Origin of the sequence: Pseudomonas frederiksbergensis, assembly GCF_001874645.1 — a bacterium.
GTDB lineage: Bacteria > Pseudomonadota > Gammaproteobacteria > Pseudomonadales > Pseudomonadaceae > Aquipseudomonas > Aquipseudomonas frederiksbergensis_B.
In genome coordinates this window covers 2,201,992-2,226,952 of the sequence record NZ_CP017886.1, presented here as the reverse complement: position 1 = coordinate 2,226,952, position 24,961 = coordinate 2,201,992, and the positions used below count along the sequence as shown (strand labels likewise).

23 protein-coding genes are annotated in these 24,961 nt (G+C 59.9%); 9 read left to right on the top strand and 14 right to left on the bottom strand.

Annotated features, from left to right (window positions below; translation table 11 throughout):
• Nucleotides 1–24 precede the first annotated feature (24 nt).
• The 4 genes from BLL42_RS10855 (at nucleotide 25) to BLL42_RS10840 (ending at nucleotide 3,097) form a co-directional block, all read left to right on the top strand.
• Complete coding sequence (locus BLL42_RS10855) at nucleotides 25–300, top strand: DUF493 domain-containing protein (protein WP_008152827.1); 276 nt, start codon at nucleotides 25–27, stop codon at nucleotides 298–300.
• Nucleotides 300–947 carry a lipoyl(octanoyl) transferase LipB gene (gene lipB, locus BLL42_RS10850; RefSeq protein ID WP_054594204.1) on the top strand — a complete coding sequence of 216 codons (648 nt, stop codon included), beginning with the start codon at nucleotides 300–302 and terminating at the stop codon, nucleotides 945–947. The genes BLL42_RS10855 and lipB overlap by 1 nt, the downstream gene beginning before the upstream one ends.
• 31 nt (nucleotides 948–978) lie before the next feature.
• Entirely contained in the window at nucleotides 979–1,977 is a 999-nt protein-coding gene (gene lipA, locus BLL42_RS10845; protein ID WP_167368560.1) for a lipoyl synthase, read from the top strand.
• A gap of 172 nt (nucleotides 1,978–2,149) precedes the next feature.
• The gene (locus BLL42_RS10840) at nucleotides 2,150–3,097 is read left to right on the top strand and encodes a S66 peptidase family protein (RefSeq protein WP_071552053.1); all 948 of its coding nucleotides are present in this window, start codon (nucleotides 2,150–2,152) and stop codon (nucleotides 3,095–3,097) included.
• Nucleotides 3,098–3,190: 93 nt separating this feature from the next.
• On the opposite strand, the gene BLL42_RS10835 is transcribed toward BLL42_RS10840, so the two are convergent.
• From BLL42_RS10835 to leuS, 5 genes are all read right to left on the bottom strand, one after another.
• Nucleotides 3,191–4,513 carry a lytic murein transglycosylase gene (locus BLL42_RS10835; protein ID WP_071552052.1) on the bottom strand — a complete coding sequence of 441 codons (1,323 nt, stop codon included), beginning with the start codon at nucleotides 4,511–4,513 and terminating at the stop codon, nucleotides 3,191–3,193.
• 72 nt (nucleotides 4,514–4,585) lie between these two features.
• Nucleotides 4,586–4,741, bottom strand: coding sequence for an alternative ribosome rescue factor ArfA (gene arfA / locus BLL42_RS10830; RefSeq protein ID WP_071552051.1), 156 nt, complete (start codon nucleotides 4,739–4,741; stop codon nucleotides 4,586–4,588).
• A gap of 190 nt (nucleotides 4,742–4,931) precedes the next feature.
• A complete protein-coding gene (gene holA, locus BLL42_RS10825) occupies nucleotides 4,932–5,969 on the bottom strand; it encodes a DNA polymerase III subunit delta (RefSeq protein ID WP_071552050.1) in 1,038 nt (345 codons plus the stop codon).
• 39 nt (nucleotides 5,970–6,008) lie between these two features.
• Nucleotides 6,009–6,614, bottom strand: coding sequence for an LPS-assembly lipoprotein LptE (locus BLL42_RS10820; RefSeq protein WP_071552049.1), 606 nt, complete (start codon nucleotides 6,612–6,614; stop codon nucleotides 6,009–6,011).
• Nucleotides 6,615–6,704: 90 nt separating this feature from the next.
• Nucleotides 6,705–9,311, bottom strand: coding sequence for a leucine--tRNA ligase (gene leuS, locus BLL42_RS10815; RefSeq protein WP_071552048.1), 2,607 nt, complete (start codon nucleotides 9,309–9,311; stop codon nucleotides 6,705–6,707).
• Nucleotides 9,312–9,627: 316 nt separating this feature from the next.
• Here leuS and BLL42_RS10810 point away from each other — a divergent pair, with 316 nt between their 5' ends.
• Both BLL42_RS10810 and BLL42_RS10805 read left to right on the top strand, forming a co-directional pair.
• Complete coding sequence (locus tag BLL42_RS10810; RefSeq protein WP_071552047.1) at nucleotides 9,628–9,951, top strand: hypothetical protein; 324 nt, start codon at nucleotides 9,628–9,630, stop codon at nucleotides 9,949–9,951.
• A 136-nt stretch (nucleotides 9,952–10,087) separates the two neighbouring features.
• Nucleotides 10,088–10,849 (top strand): YdcF family protein, encoded by a 762-nt coding sequence (locus tag BLL42_RS10805; protein WP_071552046.1) that lies wholly within the window; start codon nucleotides 10,088–10,090, stop codon nucleotides 10,847–10,849.
• A gap of 84 nt (nucleotides 10,850–10,933) precedes the next feature.
• On the opposite strand, the gene lnt is transcribed toward BLL42_RS10805, so the two are convergent.
• The 5 genes from lnt to miaB form a co-directional block, all read right to left on the bottom strand.
• Entirely contained in the window at nucleotides 10,934–12,457 is a 1,524-nt protein-coding gene (gene lnt / locus BLL42_RS10800; RefSeq protein WP_071552045.1) for an apolipoprotein N-acyltransferase, read from the bottom strand.
• 8 nt (nucleotides 12,458–12,465) lie between these two features.
• Nucleotides 12,466–13,305, bottom strand: coding sequence for a CorC family transporter (locus tag BLL42_RS10795; RefSeq protein ID WP_019691823.1), 840 nt, complete (start codon nucleotides 13,303–13,305; stop codon nucleotides 12,466–12,468).
• 5 nt (nucleotides 13,306–13,310) lie between these two features.
• On the bottom strand, nucleotides 13,311–13,805 hold the full coding sequence (ybeY, locus tag BLL42_RS10790; RefSeq protein ID WP_071552044.1) for an rRNA maturation RNase YbeY: 495 nt from the start codon (nucleotides 13,803–13,805) through the stop codon (nucleotides 13,311–13,313).
• Complete coding sequence (locus BLL42_RS10785; protein WP_071552043.1) at nucleotides 13,798–14,817, bottom strand: PhoH family protein; 1,020 nt, start codon at nucleotides 14,815–14,817, stop codon at nucleotides 13,798–13,800. Before BLL42_RS10785 ends, ybeY begins: the two co-directional genes overlap by 8 nt.
• Nucleotides 14,818–15,007: 190 nt before the next feature.
• Nucleotides 15,008–16,336 carry a tRNA (N6-isopentenyl adenosine(37)-C2)-methylthiotransferase MiaB gene (gene miaB / locus BLL42_RS10780; RefSeq protein ID WP_167368559.1) on the bottom strand — a complete coding sequence of 443 codons (1,329 nt, stop codon included), beginning with the start codon at nucleotides 16,334–16,336 and terminating at the stop codon, nucleotides 15,008–15,010.
• A gap of 135 nt (nucleotides 16,337–16,471) precedes the next feature.
• On the opposite strand from miaB, the gene BLL42_RS10775 reads away from it, so the two are divergent.
• Nucleotides 16,472–16,801, top strand: a complete 330-nt coding sequence (locus BLL42_RS10775) for a DUF1820 family protein (RefSeq protein WP_008052403.1) — start codon at nucleotides 16,472–16,474, stop codon at nucleotides 16,799–16,801.
• 52 nt (nucleotides 16,802–16,853) lie between these two features.
• Here BLL42_RS10775 and BLL42_RS10770 read toward each other — a convergent pair whose 3' ends face one another.
• The 4 genes from BLL42_RS10770 to BLL42_RS10755 form a co-directional block, all read right to left on the bottom strand.
• Nucleotides 16,854–17,408 carry a tetratricopeptide repeat protein gene (locus tag BLL42_RS10770; RefSeq protein WP_071552041.1) on the bottom strand — a complete coding sequence of 185 codons (555 nt, stop codon included), beginning with the start codon at nucleotides 17,406–17,408 and terminating at the stop codon, nucleotides 16,854–16,856.
• A gap of 223 nt (nucleotides 17,409–17,631) precedes the next feature.
• Nucleotides 17,632–18,915, bottom strand: coding sequence for a glutamate-1-semialdehyde 2,1-aminomutase (hemL, locus tag BLL42_RS10765; protein ID WP_071552040.1), 1,284 nt, complete (start codon nucleotides 18,913–18,915; stop codon nucleotides 17,632–17,634).
• 32 nt (nucleotides 18,916–18,947) lie between these two features.
• A complete protein-coding gene (gene thiE / locus BLL42_RS10760) occupies nucleotides 18,948–19,571 on the bottom strand; it encodes a thiamine phosphate synthase (protein WP_071552039.1) in 624 nt (207 codons plus the stop codon).
• Between the two features lie 18 nt (nucleotides 19,572–19,589).
• Nucleotides 19,590–20,387, bottom strand: coding sequence for a hydroxymethylpyrimidine/phosphomethylpyrimidine kinase (locus tag BLL42_RS10755; protein WP_071555735.1), 798 nt, complete (start codon nucleotides 20,385–20,387; stop codon nucleotides 19,590–19,592).
• Between the two features lie 360 nt (nucleotides 20,388–20,747).
• On the opposite strand from BLL42_RS10755, the gene BLL42_RS10750 reads away from it, so the two are divergent.
• Together BLL42_RS10750 and BLL42_RS10745 are read left to right on the top strand one after the other, a co-directional pair.
• The gene (locus BLL42_RS10750) at nucleotides 20,748–23,135 is read left to right on the top strand and encodes a hybrid sensor histidine kinase/response regulator (protein WP_071552038.1); all 2,388 of its coding nucleotides are present in this window, start codon (nucleotides 20,748–20,750) and stop codon (nucleotides 23,133–23,135) included.
• Nucleotides 23,136–23,209: 74 nt separating this feature from the next.
• Nucleotides 23,210–24,859 (top strand): acyl-CoA dehydrogenase family protein, encoded by a 1,650-nt coding sequence (locus BLL42_RS10745; protein ID WP_071552037.1) that lies wholly within the window; start codon nucleotides 23,210–23,212, stop codon nucleotides 24,857–24,859.
• Nucleotides 24,860–24,961: the final 102 nt, after the last annotated feature.

Sequence of the window (24,961 nt, the reverse complement as noted above, 5' to 3'; positions counted from 1 at the left end):
ACCGGCTTACGAGGCCGTTACGCCATGACAGACACAGAAGTAAAGGCGCCAAAGATCGAATTCCCCTGCGCGGATTACCCGATCAAGGTAATCGGCGATACCGGTGTGGGCTTCAAGGACAAGATCATCGCGATCCTTGAGAAGCACGCCACCGTAGACCACAAGACCCTGGCCGAGCGCCAGAGTACCAATGGCAAGTACACGACCATCCAGTTGCACATCATCGCTACCGGGCAAGAACAGCTGTACGACATCAACAGCGAGTTGCGGGCTACCGGTTTCGTGCACATGGTGTTGTGATGTCCGAACCGCTGGGCTTTCGCGAGCTCGGCCAGCTGGCTTACGAGCCGGTCTGGCATGCCATGCAACGATTCACCAATGAACGCGGCAGCGACCGCGCCGATGAGATCTGGCTGGTCGAGCACCCGCCGGTTTTTACCCAGGGCCAGGCCGGCAAGGCTGAGCATCTGCTGCTTCCCGGCGATATTCCGGTCGTGCAGGTCGACCGTGGCGGTCAAGTGACTTACCACGGCCCGGGTCAGTTGGTGGCTTATCTGCTGCTGGACGTGCGCAAGCTGGGTTTCGGCGTGCGCGATCTGGTCAGCCGGATGGAACAGTGCCTGATCGAGCTGCTGGCCAGCTACGGGGTAACGGCCGTGGCCAAGGCCGATGCGCCGGGCGTCTATGTCAACGGTGCAAAAATCGCTTCTTTGGGGCTGCGGATCCGCCACGGTTGCTCCTTTCACGGCTTGGCCCTGAACGTGGATATGGACCTGGAGCCGTTTCGCCGGATTAACCCCTGTGGATACGCCGGGCTGGCCATGACCCAGCTGCGCGATCACACCGGGCCGATTGAATTTGCCGAGGTAAGTGCCCGGCTGCGTGCGCAGCTCGTCAAACACCTCGACTATGCTGAGCAGACGACCCTAACGGGCGGAATCGACTGATATGACTACTGCGCAAGACGCTGTGCAAACCATGATCCCGACGCTGGATGTTACCGAGCGCCCGGCCCCGCGTGCCAAAGTGGAAGCTGGCGTAAAGCTGCGCGGCGCCGAAAAGGTTGCGCGTATCCCGGTGAAGATCATTCCGACCACCGAATTGCCGAAAAAGCCTGACTGGATTCGCGTACGCATCCCGGTTTCCCCGGAAGTCGACCGTATCAAGGCCCTGCTGCGTAAACACAAGCTGCACAGCGTCTGCGAAGAAGCTTCCTGCCCGAACCTTGGCGAATGCTTCTCCGGTGGTACCGCGACCTTCATGATCATGGGCGACATCTGCACCCGTCGCTGCCCGTTCTGCGACGTTGGCCATGGTCGTCCGAAGCCGTTGGACGTCAACGAACCGGAAAGCCTGGCTATCGCCATCGCCGACCTGAAACTGAAGTACGTGGTGATCACCTCGGTAGACCGTGATGACCTGCGTGACGGCGGTGCCCAGCACTTTGCCGACTGCATCCGCGAAATCCGCAAACTGTCGCCGAACGTGCAACTCGAGACCCTGGTCCCGGACTACCGTGGCCGGATGGACATTGCGCTGGCAATCACCGCCGCCGAGCCGCCAGATGTGTTCAACCACAACCTGGAAACCGTGCCCCGCCTGTACAAGGCTGCGCGTCCGGGGTCGGACTACCAGTGGTCGCTGACTCTTCTGCAAAAATTCAAGGCAATGATGCCGCATATTCCGACCAAGTCCGGTTTGATGCTGGGTCTGGGCGAAACCGACGAAGAAGTCATCGAAGTCATGAAACGCATGCGTGAACACGACATCGACATGCTGACCCTGGGCCAGTACCTGCAACCGTCCCGCAGCCACTTGCCGGTGCAGCGTTTCGTGCACCCGGACACCTTCGCCTGGTTTGCCGAGGAAGGTTACAAGATGGGCTTCAAGAACGTCGCCTCCGGCCCGCTGGTACGTTCCTCGTACCACGCCGACGAGCAGGCGAAACTGGTCAAGGCCGAGTTGATGTCGTCCTGACCCGTAATGCCCGCAAGGCGTGTGCCTGGCGGGCATTTTTGTTTTCGGGCGCTGCCCCGGTCTCACGTTACATTCAGTTTTTTCCTGCACCCTGCGGGATAACTGAACCTCTTCTGTTTATCCCCGTTCCTGACTACTGTGTGTTGAAACATTCACGCAGGGAGAATCACGGATGACCACTCGCTCGACCCTCGTTATTTCCGAGCATGCTCCAGTCCCGGCGTTACCCGCTGAAGGGCTGATCGGTGTCATTGCGCCGGCTGGCCCGGCGGCACTGGATTGCGAAAGGGCCCTTCAATGGATGCGTGCACGCGGGTATTCGCTGCGGATTTTTCCGGGGGTGCTGGAGAGTGACGGCTATCTGGCTGGCAGTGACGACGTTCGTCTGAAGGATCTCCATGAGGCGTTTAGCGATCCGGCCATTGATGCAATTCTCTGCCTGCGCGGCGGTTACGGCAGTCCGCGCTTACTGGACCGGATCGACTTCGAGTTGCTGCGGCGCAATGCCAAGCCATTTGTTGGCTATAGCGACATTACTGCGCTGCACTTGGCCATCAGCCGTTATGCGGGGTTCGTGACCTTTCATGGGCCGATGCTCAACGCCGACCTGCTGGGGAACAAGCAACAACCTACCGAGTCTTCGCTGTTCAGCCTGCTCAGAGGCCAACTGAGCGCCGGGAGCCTCTTGGTGCACCCGGTGGCATACCCATTGACCATGATCGAACCTGGCATCGCTCGTGGGCGTTTGCTGGGCGGTAATCTGTCGATGATTGCTGCGACCCTGGGCACGCCTTTTGAAATCGATAGCGACGGGATCATTCTGTTCATTGAGGACATCAACGAGCCGTTGTATCGCATCGACCGGTTGCTGACCCATCTGCGCCTGGCCGGCAAGCTGAACACGCTGCGCGGGGTACTGGTGGGGGATGTGGCAGGCGTGGACAGCGATGCATTGGCGCGATTGCTCAAGCAAACCTTCGAGCCGTTGCGCATTCCGGTGCTCGCCGGTTGGCGCAGCGGCCATTGCGACCCGAACCTGACGCTGCCCATGGGGGCGTTGGTAACGCTGGATGCGGGGAGCAAGGCGTTGTGGCTGGAGCAGGATGTGGTGTTCAAGTAAAAAGATCGTCCGAACGCGGCCCGAACCTGCGGCAGCTCCTACAGGGTTTTGTATACGCCCGTAGGAGCTGCCGCAGGCTGCGATCTTTTGCTTTTAGCGGTTACGCAAACCTTCCAGCAACTTGTGCGTCGGGTAACCATCTGCCGGCCAGCCAAACGACTGCTGGGCGCTGCGAATGGCCTTGCGGGTGTTGGCGCCGATGATGCCGTCGGCGTTCCCCGAGTCGTAGTTGTTGGCGCTCAGCAAACTCTGCAGTTCGATGCGTTCGGAACGGCTCAAGGGCAAGTCATCCTTTGGCCAGTCGCCATTGATCAGTCCTGCCCCCGTGAAGCGCTCGGACAACAAATTCACCGCCAATGCATAAGACGAGGAGTTGTTGTACTTGAGGACTGCGCGGAAGTTGTCGAGGATCAGGAACGCCGGGCCGCGATAACCGGCGGGCAACAGCAGGGCGGCTGACAGTTGTTCGGAACCGGGTGGAACGACGCCACCGCTGGGCAGTTTGATGCCCATTTGCATCCACTCAGCGACGCTTTTGCGAGTCGCACCGTCAGCCAGCGAATAGTCGAAACCACTCGCCAGTTGCACTTCGAAGCCCCAAGGCTGGCCTTTCTGCCAGCCGGAGCTTTGCAGGTAATGGGCGGTGGAGGCCAATGCGTCGGTTGGGCTACCCCAGATATCGCGGCGACCAGTGCCGTCAAAATCTACCGCGTGGGTGAGGTAGGTGGTCGGGATGAACTGGGTCTGGCCCATGGCGCCGGCCCAGGAACCGAGCATCTTCTCGGGGGGGATATCACCCTGTTGCAGAATCTGTAGAGCGGCCAGCAATTGGGTGTGAGCAAAGCCTGGTCGCCGGCCTTCGTAGGCCAGGGTCGCCAGCGAACGGATCACCGATTTGTCGCCCTGGAAACTGCCGAAGTTACTTTCCATGCCCCAGACCGCCACAAGTGCCTGGCGGTCGACACCATAATGCTGCTCGATGGCGGTCAAGGTCTCGGCGTACTGGCTGAGTAATGCCTGGCCTTTGCGCACGCGCGCGGCGGAGAGCGCGCCATCGAGGTATTCCCACACGGGGCGGGTAAACTCCGGTTGGCTGCGGTCGGCGCGGATCACGCTCATGTCCAGCGTGACACCGGCAAAGGCGCGGTCGAACACATCCGGGCGGATACCGGCGGCGAGGGCATCCTTGCGAAAACCGGCTTCCCATTCGTCGAAGGTCTGGGTCGGCTGGATGTCGAGATTGTCGCCAGTGGGCACTATCGGAGGAATGATGGCCGGGGCGGCCGCAACGGGGACGGTCTGAAGCGGTTGCGCGTCGGCGGCGGTGGGTTTTTCCGCGCAGGCGACAAGCAGAACAAGGCTGGAGGCAGCAATCAGTTGGCGCAAGTGCCAACGACGGGAAAGACAAAGGGGCATGCACAGGTCCAGATAATACGAATCAGGTGCAGACCTTATCATGCCGAGAGGGAGCGAGGTGATGTTGAAACTTCATGCCGCCAGAAAGTAAGAAGCCTCCCAGCTTTTAGACTGGAAGGCTTCGCGGCGGTAGCTGCCTTTGCCCTTGCCGGGTTGTTCCTGACGGCTGCGGAACAGTGGCTGGGCGACAATGGATTTGGCCTTGTTGGGCCGCTTGCGTGTGCTCATGGGCGGTTCTCTCTGCGGGTGGTTTTCGCGGGGCAAATCATCGGCCGAAGTAGGTGGTATGTCTATAGGGCAAATGGAGGTCGTCTTTGTAGGAAGCAAAATCAAAAGAGCGCAGCCTGCGGCAGCTCCTACAGGTGTACGCGATCCACGTAGGAGCTGCCGCAGGTTCGGGCCGCGTTCGGACGATCTGTTACTCGGCAGGCAATGCCAGACGCTGGCCGGCCATCAACAACGACAAGCGGCTCAGGCTCATCCATGGCGAACCTGCAGCCTGGCCCTTGATTTGTGCGTCGATACGCTGGGCATCGAGCAGCAGTTGCGCCCAGCGCTGCGCCGAATGGCGTTGCAGGGCCTTACTCATCAGGGGCTTGCGCTTGTCCCAGACGGGCGGTCGGGCCTGGCTGAAGGCTTTGTCCAGCGGCACACCCTGGCTGTATTGCAGCGACAGGTTCGCCAGTAGCCGAAGCTCTCGGGCCAGCGCCCAAAGAATCACCGGTGGTTCGACGCCTTCGCCGCGCAAGCCTTCAAGCATGCGCAACGCGTGAGCGGCTTCGCCGTTAAGAATCGCATCGGTCAGCCCGAAAACATCGAAACGCGCACTGTCGGCGACCGCGGTTTGCACGGTTTCGACCGTGATCTGGCCACCTTCGGCCATCAGCTTGAGCTTTTCGATTTCCTGGGCGGCCGCCAGCAGGTTGCCTTCCACCCGTGCAGCGATCAGTTCGACAGCGTCCTGGCTGGCGGCAAGCCCAGCCTGGGACAGACGTTGACGAATCCACTGCGGCAACTGGTGGGTATCTACCGGCCAGATTTGCACGAACTGGGTCTGTGGGCCTTCGACCAGCGCCTTGCCCCACTTGGTTTTTTGCGCGCTACCGTCGAGCTTTGGCAGGCTGATCAACAGCAAGGTGTCTTCGGCCGGACGGGAGCAGTACTCCATCAGTGCTGCTGCACCCTTGTCGCCCGGTTTGCCGGACGGCAAGCGCAACTCCAGCAGACGCTTTTCGGCGAACAACGACATACTGGCGCCGGCTTGCAGCAGCGTACCCCAGTCGAAACTGGCGTCTGCGCTGAACACCTGACGCTCGTCAAAGCCTTGCTGGCGGGCAGCAGAGCGGATGGCGTCGGCAGCCTCCTGACAGAGCAGTGGGTCATCACCACTGATGATGTAAACAGGCGCAAGGGTGCCTTGCAGGTGTTTGCCGAGCTGGGCGGGGGCTAGTTTCATAAGACGGGGCGAACGGGGCGCCGGAGCGCCCCGTTCGACTTACTCGGTCGGCACTTGGATAGGTGATTGACGCGGAGTGTTCGCTTCAGCTTTACGTGCTGCTTCCAGCGCGTCGGCTTCCGCCTTCGCACGGGCGTCGGCGTTCTGCTGCATCTGATCCAGTTGAGCCGGAGTGAGCTGTTGCAGGCGCAACATCATGCGTTGCACCAGATCACGACGCATTTCCTTGCGCACTTCGGCGGCTTCCTGGTCAGAGCCTGCCAGGTTGTTACCGGCGTGCATGTAGACCTTCTGCACCTGCAGTTTGTCGTCGAGCAGGGACAGGCTGTTGTGGCCGACGATTTGATAGTTCAGCACGTTGGTCAGCTCATACTCGGCCGATTGGCCGCCACCGACGTAACTGAGGGTGCGCAGGCTTTCCTGTTCGTCGGTGAATACCAGCTTGTAAGGTGCGCCGGCATAGACTTTGACGCCGCTGCTTTCAAGCACCTGGCGCATCAACGTCACGGTTTCGCCATAGGCGTTGCGTGCGCTCAGATCGAGTTCCTTGATCGCCAGTTCGGCGGTACCGGTACCGCGCAGCTGGAAGCCGCAGGCGCTCAACAGTACAGCGAGCCCCATCACCAGCAGATTGCGTTTGATCATCTTGTTGCTCCCCTTGAAACCATGTGGGCCGACCGTGCGACCCGAAAGGTTCTATTCGGCGCCAGGTACACGACCTGGCGCCTGATCCAATTAGCTGGCGACAATATTGACCAGTTTTCCGGGCACTACGATCACTTTACGAATAGTCAGGCCGTCGACAAAGCGCAGCACGTTTTCATTGGCCCGTGCGGCGGCTTCAACTTCTTCGCGGCTGGCGCTGGCCGGCATCTCGATATGGCCGCGCAGTTTGCCATTCACTTGAATGACAAGCTGCAGGCTGTCTTGAACCAGAGCGCTGTCGTCCAGAACCGGCCAGCCGGCGTCGATGACCGGGTCAGCGTGGCCCAGTCGATGCCACAGCTCGTGACTGATGTGCGGCGTGATCGGTGCCAGCAACAGGGTAATGGTTTCCAGGCCTTCGTGAATCAGCGCGCGGTCCTGTTCGGTGCCTTGCGGGGCTTTTTCCAGCACGTTCATCAGCGTCATCACCTGGGCGATGGCGGTGTTGAATTTGTGGTTCTGGCCGACGTCATGGCTGGCCTGCTTGATGGCCAGGTGGATCGCACGGCGAACGGCTTTCTGGTCGTCGTTCAGGTTGGCGACGTCCAGTTTGCCCGGCAGGCCCTGAGTGACGTGCGCTTGAGCCAGACGCCAGACGCGCTTGAGAAAGCGATGCGAACCCTCAACGCCGGAGTCGGACCATTCCGCGCTCATGTCAGGTGGCGAGGCGAACATCATGAACAAGCGGCAGGTGTCTGCACCGAACTGGTCGATCATCGACTGAGGGTCGACGCCGTTGTTCTTGGACTTGGCCATCTTCTCGGTGCCGCCGATTTCCACCGGCAGCCCGTCGGCGATCAGCTTGGCGCTGATGACCTTGGCCTTGCTGTCGCGTTCAAGTTCGACGTCCGCAGGGTTGAACCAGGTGTAGGCACCGTTGGCTTCACGACGATAGTAAGTCTCGGCGATCACCATGCCCTGGGTCAGCAGGTTCTTGAACGGCTCGTTGGAGCTGACCAGACCTTCGTCACGCATCAGTTTGTGGAAGAAGCGCGCATAAAGCAGGTGCAGTATCGCGTGTTCGATACCGCCGATGTACTGATCCACCGGCAGCCAGTGATCGGCTGCGGATTTTTCCACCAGACCGCCTTCGTAATGCGGCGAGGCATAACGGGCGTAGTACCAGGACGACTCGACAAAGGTGTCCATGGTGTCGGTTTCACGCTTGGCAGGCGCGCCGCATTTTGGGCAGCTGCATTCGTAGAACTCGGGCATGCGCGCCAATGGCGAACCGGCGCCATCGGGTACAACGTCTTCCGGCAGCACGACAGGCAACTGGTCTTCCGGTACCGGCACGTCACCGCAGGTATCGCAGTGGATGATCGGGATCGGGCAGCCCCAGTAACGCTGACGGCTGATACCCCAGTCGCGCAGACGGAACTGGGTGCGCGAGGCGCCGAGGTTCTTCTTGATCAGGGCAACTTCCATGGCGTCGAACGCGCCAGCGAAGTCCAGACCGTCGAATTCACCGGAGTTGATCAGCGTGCCATGCTCACCGTAGGCGTCTTGCCACGGGGCCGGGTTCTCGTCGCCAGCGCTGGTGCGGACTACCGATTTGATCGGCAGGCCGTACTTGGTGGCGAATTCGAAGTCACGCTCGTCATGAGCCGGTACCGCCATGACCGCGCCATCGCCGTAGTGCATCAGCACGTAGTTGGCGACCCACACCGGCAGTTTTTCGCCCGTCAGCGGGTGCTCGACGAACAGTGAGGTTGGCAGGCCTTTTTTCTCCTGGGTGGCAACGTCGGCTTCGGCCACGCTGCCGCCTTTGCATTCGGCGATGAACGCTTGCAGCTCAGGGTTGTTCTGCGCGGCCAGGGTCGCCAGGTGGTGCTCGGCAGCGACGGCAACATAGGTCGCGCCCATCAGGGTGTCCGGACGGGTGGTGAAGACTTTCAGTGTGCCGGCTTCGCCGATCGAGTCGACGTTGTACGGGAACTGCACCTCCATGCCGCGGGATTTGCCAATCCAGTTGCGCTGCATGGTTTTGACTTGCTCGGGCCAGCCCGGCAGGTCGTCGAGGCTCGAAAGCAGTTCATCCGCATAGGCGGTGATCTTGAAGTAGTACATCGGGATTTCGCGCTTTTCGATCAGCGCGCCGGAACGCCAGCCGCGACCGTCGATCACCTGTTCGTTGGCCAGAACGGTCTGGTCGATCGGGTCCCAGTTCACGGTGCCGTTTTTACGGTAGATCACACCTTTTTCGAACAGGCGAGTGAACAGCCATTGTTCCCAGCGGTAGTAATCAGGCTTGCAGGTGGTGACTTCGCGCGACCAGTCGACTGCCAGACCCAGGCTGCGCAGCTGGGTTTTCATGTAGGCGATGTTTTCGTAGGTCCATTTGGCCGGCGCGACGTTGTTCTTCATCGCAGCGTTTTCCGCTGGCATGCCGAAAGCGTCCCAACCCATGGGTTGCAGGACGTTTTTGCCTTGCATGCGCTGATAGCGGGAGATCACGTCGCCGATGGTGTAGTTGCGCACGTGCCCCATGTGTAGCTTGCCGCTGGGGTAAGGGAACATCGACAGGCAGTAGAAAGTCTCCTTGCCTGGCTGTTCACTGACTTCAAAGGACTTTTGCTCGTCCCAGAACGACTGGGCAGCATTTTCGATTTCGCGGGGCTGATAGTGTTCGTGCATGGCTACTTTTGAACTGAATAGGGGTGGCCTAATCCTCTTCAATGCAACGCTGGACGCTGATGACGCCAAAAGTGGCGTTTTCGATGCCCAGCCGAGCTGGAAGTGGAGTTACAGGAAGCGCCGTAGCATACATGACCGCGCTCTACCGAGGGAAACCCTGATTACAAGCCAAGGGTCTGTTGACGTTGGCACAGCAACGCGGTCCGCCACCCAACCTCAACAGACCCTAGGGCCGTTGGTCGCGGCACCTGAACGGTTTGCTCAGCGAAGCTAAGCTCTAGATGGGGAGTGAGTCTTATCTTCAATGAGGTGAGGGATGGTTGAGTCACAACGAAAAGTAACTAAACCGCAGTTGTACGAAAAGCTGATAGAGCGCCTGGGGCTGGCCCTGGATGCCGCAAGGACAGCGAGCCGGTTGCGCGATGAGCGTCCGGTGGAGCTGGAACTTCGCGGGTTGAGCTGCGCAGAGTTCGAACTGATCAAGGCTTATCTGGACCGTAGTGAACGTGAGGGGCAAGGATGCTTGTCATCAGAAGCAGTGAAGCACAAGGACGCCCCCCGTTCGGCCAAGATTATCTGGTTGAAAGACAAGCTACCTGGCAGAGACGCGGTAAAGGTCCGGTCCCTGCAGGTCAAGTAAGTGATCAGGCAAGTGTTTGTTGTCCCGTATGGGCGCATGAAGTCACGCATGATGGCTTTTTGATTAAAAGGCCTTCCATCTTAGTTGTCGCTTTGCTTCAACCCACTTAGGCTTCGGGCATCTTTGGAGATGCCCGATGCCTTTTCGTTATTTCGTTAAACAACTTCTGCTGCCGCCCGGCATTTTCTTGCTGTTGCTTGCGCTCGCCTGGTGGTTGCGCCGCTCTAGACCACGCCTTGCAGGGCTGTGTTTTGCCTTGGGTGCGGGTGGGTTCTGGTTAATGAGTTTGCCGGTCGTCGTGCAGTGGGGCGCCAAGGCCCTTGAGCGTGAACCACCGCTGGCACGCAGCGAATGGGCGACCCTGGCCGAGCGCGCAGATGTGATTGTGGTGTTGGGGGCGGGGCGCGAGCGCGGCGACCTTGCCTGGGGTTCCGATCAGCCGACCGGTGTAGCGCTGGAGCGTGAGCGATATGCAGCGCGGCTGGCGAAGGCATCAGGCCTGCCCGTATTGACCAGTGGCGGCCTGCACTACGGCACGCCACCGACCGAAGCAAAGATGATGGCCGATTCGTTGCAGGATGATTTTGGTGTCACGGTTCGTTGGCAGGAAGGGCGCAGCCTCACCACCTGGGAAAACGCTCAATTCACTGCCGAAATGCTGGAGCCTTTGGGGTTGAAACGGGTCGTAGTGGTGACGCAAGCCTGGCATATGCCGCGCAGTGTCTGGAGTTTCGAGCGGTCGGGTTTGACCGTGGTGCCGGCACCGGTGGGCTTTTTGGGCACCGATAATGCCGAACCGTTGGGTGGCTGGATGCCAACGTTCAAATCGATCTGGCGATCGGGTCAGTTGTTGAATGAGGCCGTGGGGCAGATCGGCTATTTGATCTTTTACCGCTGAAGATCAAAAGATCGCAGCCTGCGGCAGCTCCTACGGTGGATTGCAATTACCCTGTAGGAGCTGCCGAAGGCTGCGATCTTTTACTTAAACCGTCTTGGCGATCCGGCTTGCCAGCAATGCCCAGCCAAACAGCAGCACGCAAAGGATAACCAGCGGCCACGAGCGCCATTGCAGGTAGGGCGTCAGGTTATGCATCGGTACCACTTCGCCGTAGAGAATGCCGCGTTCGAATTGCGGGATCTGCGCGGTGATCTTGCCAAATGGGTCGATCAACCCGGTGACGCCGTTGTTGGTCGCACGAATCATCCAGCGGCCGGCTTCCAGCGCCCGCATCTGCGCCATCTGCAGGTGTTGCAGCGGGCCGATGGAGGTGCCGAACCAGGTGTCGTTGCTGATGGTCAGCAGCAAATCGCTGCGCGCCGAAAGGCTGGCGGCAAATTCCGGGTAGACCACTTCGTAACAGATGAACGGTGCAATCTGATAACCCTTGGCTTGCAACAACGGCTGATCAGCCGGGCCGCGGGCGAAATCCGACATCGGCAGGTCAAAGAACGCGATCAGCCCCCGCAGCAGATCTTGCAGCGGCACGTATTCGCCAAATGGCACCAGTTTTTGCTTGAGGTAGGTGCCGTCGCCTTGGCCTACCACCGTGATGCCATTGAAAAAGCGTTTCTCGTGGTGGACTTCCTCACGAATAGGCACCCCGGTAATCAGCGCCGAATTACGTTCTGCGGCGAAGTTGCCCATCATGCTCAGGTAGCCCTCGGCGGACTCCTTGAGCACCGGGACCGCGGTTTCCGGCCAGATCAGCAGGTCGACGCGTTTGGAGCTGAAGCTCATGTCGCGGTACAGCGCCAGTTGCTCGTTGAGCTGCGCCGGGTCCCACTTCATGCTTTGTTCGATGTTGCCTTGAATCGCCGCGACGCTCAGCGGGTTGCCCGAAGGGCTGGTCCATGCGTGACCTTTGAGCAACAGGCCGATGACCCACGGCGCAGCCAGCAACAGCAGGCCGGCGACGATAAAGCCTTTGTGCCCGGCCTTGATCAGGCGTGGCAGGTTGTACACCAGCGCGGCGGTCAGGGCCAAGCTGAAGGAAATCAGCCACATGCCGCCCAATGGCGCCAATCCGGCGAGCGGGCCGTCGAGTTGGCTGTAACCGGAATAGAGCCATGGAAAACCGGTGAGGAACCAGCCACGAAACGCTTCCTGAGCAACCCACAGCGCCGCAAATGCCAAGGCGTCGGCCAATGGCGCTTCGTTACGGCGCAACCAGCGTGCCCAGAGCCAGGCGGGCAGGGCGAAGAACCAGGCAATCGCGGCGGTGAAAGCCAGCATCAGCAACCCGGCGAGCAGCATCGAAGCGCCACCAAAGTTGTGGATGCTGTAGTAGATCCAGCTGGTGCCCGCGCCAAACAGGCCGAAACCGAAGCACCAACCGCGACCCAGCGCCTGACGAGGTGTCAGTTCACGAAGGCCTGCATAGAAGAATCCGACCGCCAGCAACGCCAGCGGCCAGATATCGAACGGCGCCAAGGCCAGGGTAGTGAGTGCGCCGGCCGCCACGGCCAGCAGGTTACCGGGCCAGCCGGGGCGGGTGATCCAACGCATGTCAGTCCTTAACGGGCTATAGGGGTCAAGCGTAGCAAGTGAATACGACGGCTGTCGGCGTTCAGAATGCGGAAGCGATAGGCGCCGATTTCAGTGATTTCGTTGCGTTTTGGCAAGTGCCCGAACGCACTCATCACCAGGCCGCCGACGGTGTCGAACTCGTCGTCGGAGAACTCGCTGTCGAAGAACTCGTTGAAGTTCTCGATCGGCGTCAGGGCCTTGATCAGGAAGTCGCCGCTGGGCAGTGGCTTGATGTAGCTGTCTTCTTCAACGTCGTGCTCGTCTTCGATGTCGCCGACGATTTGTTCGAGCACGTCTTCGATGGTCACCAGACCGGCCACGCCACCGTATTCGTCGATGACGATGGCCATGTGGTTATGGTTGGCGCGAAACTCGCGCAACAACACGTTCAGACGCTTGGACTCGGGCACGAAGGTGGCCGGACGCAGCAAATCCTTGATGTTGAAGCTGTCGCCGTTCTCCTTGAGGATCAGCGGCAGCAGATCCTTGGCCAGCAACACGCCCATGACGTCGTCGTGGCTCTCGCCGATCACCGGATAACGCGAGTGCGCGGACTCAACCACGGCCGGGAGGAATTCACGGGGTGTCTGGGTCGCCTTGATGCTGACCATCTGCGAGCGCGGAACCATGATGTCGCGTACTTGCAGGTCAGCGACCTGGATGGCGCCCTCGACGATGGCCAGCGCTTCGCTGTCCAGCAACTTGTTCTGATGGGCATCACGCAGGAGCTCCAGCAGCTCCTGACGGTTTTTCGGCTCGTGGGCAAAAGCCTGGGTGAGTTTACCCAGCCAGGACTTTTGCCCGTTGCTCGATCGATCTTCGCTCATAGCGATTACTCTGAATCCTTTGTTGTAACGATAGGGGATGTTTCGGTTTCGTCGTCCGCATAAGGGTCAGGATGACCCAACTCTGCAAGCAACGTTCGTTCCAGTGCTTCCATTTCTTCGGCTTCGTCGTCATCTATATGGTCGTAACCAAGCAGATGCAAGCAGCCGTGAATGACCAGATGAGCCCAATGGGCCTTCAATTCCTTGCCTTGTTCGGCAGCTTCGCGCTCGACCACGGCCACGCAGATCACCAGATCGCCCAGCAACGGGATGTCCAGCAACTCGTCGGGCACATCGGCAGGGAACGACAACACATTGGTTGCGTAATCCTTTTGACGCCAGGTGTAGTTCAGCTCGCGGCCTTCTTCCTCGTCGACCAGGCGAATGGTCAATTCGGAGTCGGCGGTGCGCTGACGCAGGGCCAGTTCGCACCATTGACGGAATTCGGCTTCGCTTGGGGCAGTTCCCCGGCTTTCAAGCTGCAGATCAAGCTCAAGCATCGTGGCGGTTGCCCTTTTCGGCGGAAAGCGTCGCAGGTTCGTCGATCAGGCGATTTTCGAAGCGCTCATAGGCTTCGACAATGCGCTGTACCAGCGGGTGGCGCACGACGTCTTTGGGCTTGAAGTGGGTAAAGCTGATGCCCGGTACTTCCTTGAGCACGTCGATCACATGAATCAACCCGGACTTGGTGCCCTTCGGCAGGTCGATCTGGGTGATGTCACCGGTGATGACCGCGGTCGAGCCAAAACCGATCCGCGTCAGGAACATCTTCATTTGTTCGACGGTGGTGTTCTGGCTTTCGTCGAGGATGATGAAGCTGTTGTTCAGCGTACGGCCACGCATGTAAGCCAGTGGCGCGACTTCGATCACTTGACGTTCGATCAGCTTGGCGACGTATTCAAAACCGAGCATTTCGTACAGTGCGTCATACAGCGGGCGCAGGTATGGGTCGATTTTTTGTGCCAGGTCGCCGGGCAAGAAGCCGAGTTTCTCGCCAGCCTCGACCGCTGGACGCACCAGCAGGATACGGCGGATCTGTTCGCGTTCCAGCGCATCGACTGCGCAGGCAACGGCCAGATAGGTCTTGCCGGTACCGGCCGGGCCGATGCCGAAGTTGATGTCGTTGGCCAGGATTTCCTTCACGTAGCGCTGCTGATTCAAGCCGCGAGGGCGAATCATGCCTTTTTTGGTGCGCAGGGCAACGGAGGGTTCGGCGGGCGAATGGTTGTCCATTTCTTCCACGGCCGATTCCTGCAGGAACAGGTGAACCATGTCTGGCGACAGCTCGCTACCCTTGGTTTCACGGTAGAGGCGGCGCAGAAGGTTTTCTGCGGAGGTGGTGTGCTTGAGTTCGCCGATCAATTCGAACTGATTGCCGCGATTGCGGATCACAATCGCCAGGCGCTGTTCGATCAAGCGCAAATGCTCGTCGAATGGCCCGCACAGATTGGCGAAGCGGTGAGCCTCAAAGGGCTCGAGGATGAAGCGATGTGGTTCTATGGGTGCGTTCAAGGTTGTTTTTAGCCGCCCTGGGGCAATGGATATAAATCAAGGATAACGCCAGCACGCTACGTGCGAAAGCTCTTAAGGCCTCTAATATTCGAGGTCGCCAAGATCGTCCGAACGCGGCCCGAACCTGCGGCAGCTTCTACATGGATCGTATTCCCCTGTAGGAGCTGCCGCAGGCTGCGGTCTTTTGGCGTTACAGAATCAACGAGCCACGCAGCGAGTGTGGCTGTGCGGCGTCGATGTGCACGTCTGCGAACTGGCCGATCAGGGTCGGATTGTCGCAGCGGAAGTTTACGATTCGATTATTCTCGGTCCGGCCTTGCAGTTCGCCGGGGTCTTTTTTCGAATAATCGGTCACCAAGATCCGCTGGGTCGAACCGACCATTTGTCGGCTGATCTCGAAACCTTGTTGATTGAGACGATGTTGCAGGGCGTTCAGGCGCTCTTTTTTCAGCTCTTCCGGGGTTTCGTCGGCCAGGTCGGCAGCCGGGGTGCCTGGGCGCTGGCTATAGACGAACGAGTAGGAGAAGTCGAAACCGACGTCTTCGATCAGCTTCATGGTCTGCTCGAAGTCTTTTTCCGTCTCGCCGGGGAAGCCGACGATGAAGTCCGAGCTGATGCAAATACCCGGCACGGCGGCCCGCAGTTTGCGCAGTTTCGATTTGTATTCGAGCGCCGTGTGGTTACGCTTCATCGCTGCAAGAATCCGGTCCGAACCCGACTGCACCGGCAAATGCAGGTGTTTGACCAGTTCCGGTACATCGGCGTGGGCCTGGATCAGGCTGTCGGAGAACTCCAGCGGGTGCGAGGTGGTGTAGCGGATACGCTCGATGCCATCGACGGCCGCGACCACGCGGATCAGTTCGGCCAGATCGGCCAGGCGCCCGTCGTGGGTCAGGCCACGGTAGCCGTTGACGTTCTGCCCCAGCAAGGTGACTTCGCGCACGCCGTTCTCGGCCAGGTGAATGATCTCGGCGATCACGTCGTCGAATGGCCGGCTGACTTCTTCACCGCGGGTATACGGCACTACGCAGAACGTGCAGTACTTGCTGCAACCTTCCATCACCGAGACATAGGCGCTTGGGCCGTCGATACGCGGTTCGGGAAGGTGATCGAACTTTTCGATTTCCGGGAACGAGACGTCGACTTGCGGCAGTTTGGTAATGCGCGCGGCGTCGATCATTTCCGGTAGACGGTGCAGGGTCTGCGGGCCGAAGACCACGTCGACATAGGGCGCGCGGTCACGAATCGCCGCGCCTTCCTGGCTGGCCACGCAACCGCCGACGGCGATGACCATTTCCGGGTTGGCGAGCTTCAGTTCGCGCCAGCGGCCAAGCTGGGAATACACCCGGTCCTGGGCGCGTTCGCGAATCGAGCAGGTGTTGAGCAGGATGACATCTGCGTCTTCGGCGCGAACCGTCACTTCCAGGGCCTGATGTTCGCCCAACAGATCAACCATGCGCGAGCTGTCGTACTCGTTCATCTGGCAACCGTGGGTTTCGATATAGAGCTTCTTGGCCATGGACGGGGTCATCACGTGATTCAAAGAACCGCGCATTATAGGGAACAAGTCCCCAGGTTCCTACCGTCGTGCGTCCAGCGGCTATGCTATAGTTCGCGCCCTCATTTTTATCCCTCGATGTGTTACTCGCCCACCATGACCAAACGTGAAGCTCCAATCTACAAGGTGATTTTCCTCAACCAGGGCCAGGTGTTCGAAATGTACGCCAAGCAGATCTATCAAAGTGATCTGTGGGGCTTTCTGGAAGTGGAAGAGTTCGTCTTTGGCGAGCGCACGCAAGTGGTCGTCGATCCGAGCGAAGAAAAGCTCAAGGCTCAGTTCGAAGGCGTGGTGCGCAGTTTTGTGCCGATGCATTCGATTGTGCGCATCGACGAAGTCGAGCGTATGGGCACTCCGAAAATCAGCGAAGCCCGTGGCGCGGTCGGTAATGTCATGCCGTTTCCGATGCCGATGCCTGAGAAGTAAGCAGTGTTTCAATGATCGTTCCCACGCAGAGCGTGGGAATTGGCTGACTACCTTAAGGCAATGGCGAGAAAGGTGTGCGCCCGTCCGCGCTTTGCAGTTCCATCAGGTATTTACGGAAAATTTGCCCTAGCACCTGGGTAGCGACTTCCAGTTCATCGCGTTGCATGTGCTCGGCAACTTCGTCGGCGGTGTCCAGCGCATCTTCCGCACCGTTGACCGCGGCCATTTTCAGCACGATATACGCCTGAACGTTATTGGCCGGCACGCCTTCGCCATGGAAGAACATGATGCCGAGTTTGAATTGCGCCTGAGCGTGGCCTTGCAGCGAAGCTTTTTCGAAGTAACTCAGGGCTTGATTGAGGTCGCGCGGCACGCGTTTGCCGTCGTAGTAGAACTCGCCCAACTCGTATTGTGCTTCCGCATCCCCGGCGTCCGACGCTTTCTGGCAGGCGGCGAGAGCCTCCTTCAGGTCTTCAGGCTGGGTATTGAGGGTGCAACGACCCATCGCTGGGATCAACAACGAGTTGCCGCCTGCTTGTGCATGCGCGAGCAGGGGCTGAAGGAGCAACAGGCAGCCCAGTGCAAGGGCGCGGCCGGTGCGGTTCATGGGAATCGACTTACCTCTGAAGGGCGCGCGGACCCGTCGAGGGATCCAATAAGCGCGCATTATGAAATAAGCAGGACCCACCTTACAAAGTCTTTACTCGTTTTTCTGCCGCGCGGGGATTATATCTGCCGCTTTTGGGAGATTTATTGGTGTCGCGTAAGAAATAAGGTAGGCATGTGGGATAAAGCTGACGCCGACAATCGTCGACGTCAGCGTCTATCGCTTACTTCAACGCAGCGAATGCACGTTCAGCGGCGTCCAGCGTCAGTTTCAGCTCGGCTTCGCCGTGAGCGATCGAGGTGAAACCGGCTTCGAAGGCGCTTGGTGCCAGATATACGCCACCTTCGAGCATCAGGTGGAAGAAGCGTTTGAACAGGTTGGCATCACTGGCCATCACGTCATCGAAGGTCACGATGTCGTCGGCGCCGCTGAAGTACAGGCCAAACATGCCGCCGGCCTGGGTGGTCACGAAAGGGACGCCGGCAGCGTCGGCTCGCTGTTGCAGGCCATCGAGCAGGCGGCTGGTGTACTCGCTGAGTTCGGCGTGGAAGCCTGGACGACTGATCAGGCGCAGGGTGGTCAGGCCGGCGGCCATGGCCAGCGGGTTACCCGACAGGGTGCCTGCCTGGTAAACCGGGCCCAGTGGTGCGATGTGCGACATGATTTCGCGTTTGCCGCCGAAGCAGCCGACGGGCATGCCGCCACCGATGATCTTGCCGAAGGTGCTCAGGTCCGGGGTCACGCCGTAATACGCCTGGGCCCCACCCAGTGCCACGCGGAAGCCGGTCATCACTTCGTCGAAAATCAGCACTACGCCGTGTTTGTCACACAGGGTGCGCAGGCCTTCGAGGAAACCTGGCGCTGGCGGCACGCAGTTCATGTTGCCAGCCACTGGCTCGACGATGATGCACGCCACTTCCTGGCCGACGTCGGCAAGCATTTTTTCAACGGCGTCGATGTCGTTGAATGGCAGCGTCAGGGTGTGTTTGGCGAAGGCGGCAGGAACCCCGGCAGAGCTCGGCACGCCTTGGGTCAGCAGGCCGGAACCGGCTTTCACCAACAGGCTGTCGGAGTGACCGTGGTAGCAACCTTCGAACTTGATGATGCTGTCGCGGCCGGTGAAACCACGGGCCAGGCGAATCGCGCTCATGGTCGCCTCGGTGCCGGAGCTGACCATGCGGACCATTTCCATTGACGGCACGATCGAGCAGACCAGGTCGGCCATCTCGGTTTCCATCGCCGTCGGGGCACCGTAGGACAGGCCATGTTCAAGCTGCTTGCGCACTGCGTCCAGCACGTCCGGGTGGCTGTGACCGAGAATCATCGGGCCCCAGGAGCCGACGTAATCGACATAGCGCTTGTCGTCTTCGTCTGTCACGTAGGCGCCTTCGGCGTGCTTGAAGAACAGCGGCGTGCCGCCGACGCTCTTGAATGCACGAACAGGCGAGTTCACGCCGCCGGGAATGTGTTTCTGGGCATTGGCAAACAGGGTTTCGGAACGAGACATGATTGGGCTCTCAAAAATCGGTAATTGAATACTTAAGCTTTGAACAAGTCGTTGAAGGCGCGGGCACGGCGCGTCACTTCTTGAGTGTTTTCGGCACCAAACAGTCCATGAACCACGGCCAGCAGATCAACCCCGTGGGCCACCAGCGGGGCGGCATTGTCGAGGGTGATGCCGCCGATCGCGCAGATCGGCAGGTGCAGTTTGCTGCGGGCCTGGTCGAGCAGTTCGAGGCTTGCGGTCGGTGCGCCGGGCTTGGTGTTGGAGTTGAAGAAGCGGCCGAAGGCAACGTAACTGGCACCTTCTTTGGCCGCTTGTTCGGCGAGTTCGAGTTGCGCGTGGCAGGTCGAACCAATAATTGCCTGGCGACCCAGCAGCGAGCGGGCCGGGGTCAACGGGCCATCGGTCTGCCCCAGGTGTACGCCGACGCCCAGGCGCGCGGCCAGTTCGGCGTCGTCATTGATAATCAGCTGGGTCTTGTAGCGTCCGCACAGGTCATACAGGGCTTGCGCCTCACGCAGTCGGCGGGCCTCGTCGCTGCTTTTGTCGCGGTACTGCAGCAGCGTGACGCCGCCGTCCAGCGCGGCCTCCACGTAAGGCAGGAACTTGCCGGCCAGCAACTGACTGTCGGTAATGGCGTACAGGCCACGTAATTTCATCGGGCAGGCCTCATGGCGTTACGAGCAAAAGTCCAGCGGCAGACGGCGCGGTACGAACTGGCCTTTGCCGAGTTGTTCGGCGTCTCGCAGGGTGCGCCAGGTGTAATTGAGCGCCGACTGTACCGCGCTGGCGAGGTGTTCGCCTTGGGCCAGACGTCCGGTCAGAGCGCTGGCCAAGGTGCAGCCCGAACCGTGATAACTGCCGGGCAACCGCTGGCAGGTGTAGGTATGGCGGCTGCCGTCGCGGCTGTACAGGCGGTTGTGCACTTCGTGTTCGTCGCCATGACCGCCGGTGATCAGCAGGTGTTTGACGTAAGGCAGGAGTTTTTCTGCGCATTCATCGGCCGTGCCTTCGGGCAGTTCGGCAAGGATGCGTGCTTCCGGGAGGTTAGGGGTGGCGATGATCGCCAATGGCAGCAGGCGCTCGCGCATGGCGTAGCCCACTTCGTCCTTGCCCAGTCGCCCGCCACCGCCGGCGCGCAGCACCGGGTCACAGACCACCGGTAAATGCGGATGCGCCTGAAGCAGTTCGACGACGGTGTCGACCATTTCCAGTGAACCGAGCATGCCCAGCTTGACCGCCGCGACCGTCGAGTCGTTGAGCACGGCGTTGGCTTGTGCCAGCACCCACTCACGGTCGAGAACGCGGAAGTCGCTCACGTTGACCGTGTCTTGCACAGTCAGCGCGGTAACTGCCGGGGCGGCATGACAACCCTGAGCGAGCAGGGCTTCGATATCTGCCTGCAAGCCGGCGCCACCACTTGGGTCGTGGCCGGAGAGACAGAGGACAACGGGGCGAGAGCTGTAGATATTCATGGTGCGCGAGCTTACCACCAAACATCTTTTTTCGGTGTGCATGCTCGTCAGCGCAGCCGGTCGCAAGATCAAAAGATCGCAGGCTTCGCCAGCTCCTACGCAAGCCGCAAACATTCGCCAATCCGTAGGCGCTGCCGAAGGCTGCGATCTTCTTGCGGCAAACGAATCGCTCTAGCTCAGCGGATTGCGCTGAAATGCCCGTTCTAGAGCCTTTAGACTAAATTTTCCAATGGTGCTCAATGGCCATCAACGGCTATGCTAGAGTGGATCCAAACCAATAACAGGTAATGCCGGTTTTACGTCTACTCAAAGGGAATGGGAGGCTTCCTGACACAACCGGACTGGCCACGCTGGGGCTTTATGCGCTATTTGCTGATGTTGCTGTTGAGCTTGCCGATGTTGGCGGCCGCAGCCGATTTTGATGAGCTCACCCAAAGCCTCCCCTTGGGACGAGTCATGCAGGTGTACGAAGATGTTGCTGGCACTGCATCCATCGCCGATGTGCGCGCGCAAGCCGCGGCCGGCAACTTCAAGGCCCACGACAAAGACACGTTGAACGCCGGTTACTCGCATTCGGCGTTCTGGCTGAAAGTCGATCTGCACTACCGCCCGATTAACCCTGACGCTCAACGCACCTGGCTGCTGGAGTTGGCGTATCCGCCAATGGACCATATCGACCTCTATCTGCCGGACAATACCGGCGATTATCGATTGGTCAGTCGGACCGGCGATACCTTGCCCTTCGCCAGTCGTCAGGTCCGGCAAAATAACTACCTGTTCAAACTGGACTTCGTCCCCGATCAGCGCGAAACGCTGTACCTGCGCCTGCAAAGCGAGGGCTCGATCCAGGCGCCACTGACCCTTTGGTCGAGCACCGCTTATCTGGAAGAGCAGCCCTTGCGCCTCTATGTGCTCGGTCTGATTTACGGCGTACTGCTCGGGATGCTGGTCTACAACCTGTTCATCTACCTGAGCGTGCGTGACACCAGTTACCTCTATTACATCGTTTATATTGCCTCGTTCGGCCTCTATCAGCTGTCGGTCAACGGCGCGGCGGACGAGTACTTCTGGCCGAACAGTCCGTGGTGGGCCAACGCCGCGACACCGTTCTTCATCGGTTTGGCGGCGCTGTTTGGCAGCCAATTCGCCCGCAGCTTCCTGCAAACCGCCAGTCACACGCGCTGGCTCGATCGTTTGCTGCTGGTGCTGATTGCGTGCAGCGCGGTGGTGGTCGGTCTGTCGTTGATGACCAGCTATGCGCTGGCCTTGCGCTTGGCGACGGCATTGGCGCTGGTCTTCATCGTGGTGATTTTCGCCGCCGGGATCTTCGCCTGGTGGCGTGGCCTGCGGGTGGCGCGCTACTTCATCATTGCCTGGACGGCTTTTTTGTTGGGTGGCATCGTCAATACGCTGATGGTGCTCGGCTACCTGCCCAACGTATTTTTGACTATGTACGCCAGTCAGATCGGTTCGGCGATTGAAGTCGCGCTGCTGTCGCTGGCCCTCGCTGACCGGATCAACGCCATGCGCGAGCAGCAGGCGCAGACGCTGTTTGACGCCGGGCAGAAACTCGAAGTGCTGAACCAGCAACTGGCCCGCAGTAACCAACTCAAGGATGAATTTCTCGCGACGCTGACTCACGAACTGCGTACGCCGATGAACGGCGTGATTGGTTCACTGGAATTGATGCAGACCGTCGAACTCGACCCGGAGCTTGAGCAGTATCAACAAACGGCTGCCGGTTCGGCACGCGACATGATGCGCATGGTCAACGGCATTCTGACCTTGACAGAATTGCAGGCCGGCCGACTCAAGGTCTACCCCGAAGCGTTCAGCGTGCGCTCGGTGGTCGAGACCTTGCAGCAACAGTTTGCCGCCAACGCCGCGAGCAAGGCATTGGATTTCAAGGTCGATCTGGCACCCGGGCTACCTGACCGTCTGTACGGTGACAGCGCCAAGCTGGCGCAAGGTCTGGAGTGCTTGCTGGATAACGCGATCAAGTTCACCCGGGTTGGCGGGCTGGCCTTGCGGGTCAGTGGCAAGTTTGCCGAGGAGGGGCGTCTGGCGCTGTCCTTCGCGGTCATCGACACCGGCATCGGCTTCACCGATTTGGGCGAAGCCACGCTGTATCAACGGTTCTTTCAGCTCGACGGTTCGATGACTCGCGAATACGGCGGGTTGGGTGTCGGGCTGGCGATTTGTCGGCAATTGGTTGAGCTGCTTGGCGGGCGTTTGACCCATCGCTCCGAGCCCGGACGCGGTAGCCGCTTTCAGCTGGATGTCGAGTTCGACGTGGTGAATGTTGTGCAACCGGTCGTCGCTCAATCGCGCCAGGTTCACGCTAGCGTCCGTTTACGCGCACCGCAGGACTGCACGGTGTTGCTGGTCGACGATAACAGCATCAATCAGTTGGTGGTGCGTGGCATGTTGCTCAAGCTCGGCTATCGGGTTCGCAGCACCGACAGTGGTGAGGCGGCGCTGGCGTTTCTGCGTCGCGAACCGTTCGACGCGGTGCTGATCGACTGCCCGTTGCCGCTGCTCGACGGACTGTCGATCGACAGCCAGATCCGCACACTGCCAGGTTATGCCGAGTTGCCGGTGCTGGCTGCGGTAGTCTCGGGACAGGGACTGGATCTTGAGCGGGGATTGACCGATTACCTAAGCAAACCGGTGAAATTCGAAGAGTTGCAAGCGACGCTCTATCGTCGGGTGCTGTGTCCGAAACAAGGTGAAAGCGCCGATATTTAGGCGGATATGCCACTTTGTTCGGTGAGGAGGCGGTGCTTAACTGAAGGTCTCAGCTGACCCAAGGAGGCCCCGCCATGACCCTGCATCAGTTCGCCGAAACCCACGAAGTCACCAACCAGCCGCCGTCGCTGGACGGAACCAACCTCTACCGCATCGACCTGCCGTTGCAAGAGTGGGCGCGGCGTTTCGGGGCAGGTTGGGCTGAGGCGCGGATCGACGCGTATGGCGCTTTGGCCGGCGGGCCGTTGATGGAAGCGGGGTTCCTGGCCAATCAGAACAAGCCAGTGTTCACCAGCCATGATCGCTACGGCCACCGCATCGATCTGGTGGAGTTTCACCCGGCCTACCATGAACTGATGCGCACGGCCGTCGAGCACGGTTTGACCTCCTTGCCCTGGACCGATCCGCAGTCTGGCGCCCATGTTGCCCGTGCGGCCATGAGCTACCTGCACAGCCAGGCCGAAGCCGGCAGTGGCTGCCCGCTGACCATGACCTTCGCCAGCGTCCCGGCATTGCGCCTGCAACCGGACATCGCCAGGCAGTGGCTGCCGAAGATTCTCGCCACCGACTATGACCCGCGCAATGTCGGCATGGCCCACAAGGCGGGCGTCACCATCGGCATGGCAATGACCGAGAAACAGGGTGGCACCGATGTTCGGGCCAACACCACCAAGGCTTACCCGGTCGGCGTTGCGGGGCCCGGTCAGGCGTATGAACTGGTGGGGCACAAGTGGTTCTGCTCGGCACCGATGTGCGATGCCTTCCTGACCCTGGCGCAAACCGACAAGGGCTTGACCTGTTTCCTGCTGCCGCGTCATCGTCCGGATGACACGCGCAACCAGTTCTACATTCAGCGGCTGAAAAACAAACTCGGCAATTGCTCCAATGCGTCCAGTGAAGTCGAGTTCCGTGGTGCGTTGGCGTGGATGATCGGCGAGGAAGGGCGCGGCGTACCGACCATCATCGAAATGGTCGCCATGACCCGTTTCGATTGCATGGTCGGCTCCAGCGCCCTGATGCGTCAGGCATTGACCCAGGCCAGCCATCACTGCGCCCACCGCCTGGTTGGCGGCAAATTGCTCAGTGAACAACCGTTGATGCAAAACGTGCTCGCCGATCTGGCGCTGGAAAGTGAAGCTGCATTGGCCTTGAGCCTGCGCATGGGCCGGGCACTGGATCACCTCGATGACGCCCAGGAAGCCAAATTCGCCCGACTGGTGACGGCGGTGGGCAAATACTGGATCTGCAAACGTGCACCCGCGATGATCAACGAAGCGGCCGAATGCATGGGCGGTGCAGGTTATGTCGAAGAAAGCATCTTGCCGCGTCTGTACCGTGAGGCGCCGGTGAACTCGACATGGGAAGGTTCTGGCAACGTACAGTGCCTCGACGTGTTGCGAGCCCTGTCGAAAGAGCCGGGCGTGCTCGATGTACTGTTCAGCGAGCTGGGTGATGGGCATGGCGATAAACGCCTGGCCGCACACATTCGCCAGTTGCACGCGGCATTCAAGGACACCGATGACATTCAATACCGCGCCCGGCAACTGACCGAAGACATCGCCCTGGGTCTGCAAGCCAGGCTGTTGCTCGAAGCCGGCAACGCTGCGGTCAGCGATGCGTTCATCGCCAGCCGGTTGGGAACGGCCGGTCGGGTCTATGGCACCTTGCCGCGTGGTCTGGATGTGGAGGCGATTGTTGCGCGTTCCACCCCGCAAGGTTTTTAAGGTGCGAAAAGATCGCAGCCTGCGGCAGCTCCTACGGGGCTCAGCGATATTCTGTAGGAGCTGCCGAAGGCTGCGATCTTCTTTCCAAGGTTCCCGTAAGGC

Excerpts from the sequence above, each read along its gene's own strand:
- BLL42_RS10855 (WP_008152827.1), top strand. The coding sequence starts at position 25 with ATGACAGACACAGAAGTAAAGGCGCCAAAGATCGAATTCCCCTGCGCG.
- lipB (WP_054594204.1), top strand. The coding sequence starts at position 300 with ATGTCCGAACCGCTGGGCTTTCGCGAGCTCGGCCAGCTGGCTTACGAG.
- lipA (WP_167368560.1), top strand. The coding sequence starts at position 979 with ATGATCCCGACGCTGGATGTTACCGAGCGCCCGGCCCCGCGTGCCAAA.
- BLL42_RS10840 (WP_071552053.1), top strand. The coding sequence starts at position 2,150 with ATGACCACTCGCTCGACCCTCGTTATTTCCGAGCATGCTCCAGTCCCG.
- BLL42_RS10835 (WP_071552052.1), bottom strand. The coding sequence starts at position 4,513 with ATGCCCCTTTGTCTTTCCCGTCGTTGGCACTTGCGCCAACTGATTGCT.
- arfA (WP_071552051.1), bottom strand. The coding sequence starts at position 4,741 with ATGAGCACACGCAAGCGGCCCAACAAGGCCAAATCCATTGTCGCCCAG.
- holA (WP_071552050.1), bottom strand. The coding sequence starts at position 5,969 with ATGAAACTAGCCCCCGCCCAGCTCGGCAAACACCTGCAAGGCACCCTT.
- BLL42_RS10820 (WP_071552049.1), bottom strand. The coding sequence starts at position 6,614 with ATGATCAAACGCAATCTGCTGGTGATGGGGCTCGCTGTACTGTTGAGC.
- leuS (WP_071552048.1), bottom strand. The coding sequence starts at position 9,311 with ATGCACGAACACTATCAGCCCCGCGAAATCGAAAATGCTGCCCAGTCG.
- BLL42_RS10810 (WP_071552047.1), top strand. The coding sequence starts at position 9,628 with ATGGTTGAGTCACAACGAAAAGTAACTAAACCGCAGTTGTACGAAAAG.
- BLL42_RS10805 (WP_071552046.1), top strand. The coding sequence starts at position 10,088 with ATGCCTTTTCGTTATTTCGTTAAACAACTTCTGCTGCCGCCCGGCATT.
- lnt (WP_071552045.1), bottom strand. The coding sequence starts at position 12,457 with ATGCGTTGGATCACCCGCCCCGGCTGGCCCGGTAACCTGCTGGCCGTG.
- BLL42_RS10795 (WP_019691823.1), bottom strand. The coding sequence starts at position 13,305 with ATGAGCGAAGATCGATCGAGCAACGGGCAAAAGTCCTGGCTGGGTAAA.
- ybeY (WP_071552044.1), bottom strand. The coding sequence starts at position 13,805 with ATGCTTGAGCTTGATCTGCAGCTTGAAAGCCGGGGAACTGCCCCAAGC.
- miaB (WP_167368559.1), bottom strand. The coding sequence starts at position 16,336 with ATGGCCAAGAAGCTCTATATCGAAACCCACGGTTGCCAGATGAACGAG.
- BLL42_RS10775 (WP_008052403.1), top strand. The coding sequence starts at position 16,472 with ATGACCAAACGTGAAGCTCCAATCTACAAGGTGATTTTCCTCAACCAG.
- BLL42_RS10770 (WP_071552041.1), bottom strand. The coding sequence starts at position 17,408 with ATGAACCGCACCGGCCGCGCCCTTGCACTGGGCTGCCTGTTGCTCCTT.
- hemL (WP_071552040.1), bottom strand. The coding sequence starts at position 18,915 with ATGTCTCGTTCCGAAACCCTGTTTGCCAATGCCCAGAAACACATTCCC.
- thiE (WP_071552039.1), bottom strand. The coding sequence starts at position 19,571 with ATGAAATTACGTGGCCTGTACGCCATTACCGACAGTCAGTTGCTGGCC.
- BLL42_RS10755 (WP_071555735.1), bottom strand. The coding sequence starts at position 20,387 with ATGAATATCTACAGCTCTCGCCCCGTTGTCCTCTGTCTCTCCGGCCAC.
- BLL42_RS10750 (WP_071552038.1), top strand. The coding sequence starts at position 20,748 with ATGCGCTATTTGCTGATGTTGCTGTTGAGCTTGCCGATGTTGGCGGCC.
- BLL42_RS10745 (WP_071552037.1), top strand. The coding sequence starts at position 23,210 with ATGACCCTGCATCAGTTCGCCGAAACCCACGAAGTCACCAACCAGCCG.